The following is a 1,805-nucleotide window of genomic DNA, read 5'->3' as shown; positions in this document are numbered from 1 at the left end:
CCCCCTCGTATAGTATGTTTAGAAAGATTTTTAAATCGAATTTCCAGTTGGATATGCTCCTTGACAATCGTATATGCTTGAGTGATTTGCCCACTGGGGGAGGGGCGCGCCCCTCCCCCAGTGGATCGCACTACATCGGGGTTGGACTTTTCGCGATGTTCCTGGATAATGATCTTGAGGATCATCGGGGACACTCTTCTTCCCCCTGTAGCATTGACTACTTGAAAAGTCTGTCTCCCCGGCTCCTGTTCGGACTTCTAACCCGCAGGCTGTTCCCGTTGGCTTCCCATGCTGGAAGGAGCAGCTTCCAGGCAGCCCATGGCCCAACGTGAGTTCTCATACGCGAGGGTGACTGGTCAACAGGCGCGGTCCGGGGGCATCCCGAAGAGTCCCAACCCCACGATCCTACTATGATGGGAGGTGATCTCATGAAACTCTACGTCGGGATTGACGTGAGCTCAACGGACTTATACACGTGCATCATGGACCAAGAAGGAAACACGTGCGCGCAATTCAAGGCGGACAACCATCTCCTTGGCGCGACCTTCCTTCGCGATCAAATCCTCCTGTGGGCCAACAAGCGCCAACCATCCGAAATTCTCATCGGGATGGAAGCCACTTCGGTCTACAGCTGGCATCCGGCGATGTTTTTCCACCAACAGGAGGAGCTGAGGTCTTGGAATGTCAAGGTGTTTACCATCAATCCAAAGCTCATTCGCAAGTTTAAAGAAGCTTACACCGACTTGGATAAAACGGACGGCATCGATGCGTGGATCATCGCCGATCGGCTTCGCTTTGGCCGCTTGAAAGTGACAGCTGTCATGCAAGAACAGTTTATCGCCCTTCAACGGCTCACGCGCATGCGCTACCATCTCGTCCATCAGCTGACTCGGGAAAAGCAGTACTTCCTCCAACACTTGTTTTACAAGTGCAGTTCCTTTACCCAAGAGGTAGACAGCTCCGTTTTCGGACATGCCATCTTAGAGCTTCTTCTCGAGTCGTTTAGCTTAGACGAAATCAGCCACATGGACGTGCAACAGCTCGCTGACTTCTTGCGCCAAAAAGGACGCAATCGCTTTGCCGATCCGGAATGCATCGCCAAGTCCATTCAGAAGGCGGCTCGTTCGTCCTATCGGCTTTCCAAGTGCGTCGAGGATTCCATCGACTTGCTTTTAGGCCTATCGATTCAATCCATTCGCAGCCTTCAAGCGCAAATCAAAGAGCTCGACAAAGCGATTACTCGCCATTTGGAAGGCATTCCAAATACGTTGCAAACGATTCCTGGCATCGGACCCGTTTACGCTGCCGGCATCTTAGCCGAAATTGGACAAATCGAGCGCTTTGACAATCAAGCCGCCTTAGCGAAGTATGCAGGTCTGACCTGGTCCAAGCACCAGTCCGGTCGGTTCCAAGCCGAGGAGACGTCCCTCATTCGTTCCGGCAATCGCTATCTCCGTTACTACCTAGTGGAGGCTGCCAACTCGGTACAACGGCATGATGCGACGTTTCGCGCCTATTACCGGAAGAAGTATGAGGAAGTGCCCAAGCACCAACATAAACGAGCCCTCGTCCTCACCGCTCGAAAACTCGTGCGTGTGATCGATGCGCTGCTACGCAACGGTCAAATCTACACGCCAAGAAAGGGGGAAGATCGATAGGGGTATCGATCTAACTGATTTTGTATCAAAACCCAGTTAATGACATCAGACAAGACTGGGCTTCTTAAGTATTGCCTTTTTTCGGATCATCGGACAATCGAATTTCCAATTTCGATGATTTTTCACCTTGACATATCACCGCAGGAC

Annotated in this window: 2 protein-coding genes; one reads left to right on the top strand and one right to left on the bottom strand. The window is 51.6% G+C overall.

The window, feature by feature from the left end:
• Nucleotides 1–194 (bottom strand): hypothetical protein (locus tag BRO54_RS20295; protein ID WP_204378359.1); only part of this gene is annotated, 194 nt, incomplete at its 3' end.
• 234 nt (nucleotides 195–428) lie between these two features.
• On the opposite strand from BRO54_RS20295, the gene BRO54_RS18720 reads away from it, so the two are divergent.
• Nucleotides 429–1,658, top strand: coding sequence for an IS110 family RNA-guided transposase (locus BRO54_RS18720; RefSeq protein ID WP_053414285.1), 1,230 nt, complete (start codon nucleotides 429–431; stop codon nucleotides 1,656–1,658).
• Nucleotides 1,659–1,805: the final 147 nt, after the last annotated feature.

The organism is Geobacillus proteiniphilus, assembly GCF_001908025.1.
GTDB classification, from domain to species: Bacteria; Bacillota; Bacilli; order Bacillales; family Anoxybacillaceae; genus Geobacillus; species Geobacillus proteiniphilus.
This window is presented reverse-complemented; position numbering and strand designations above follow the sequence as displayed.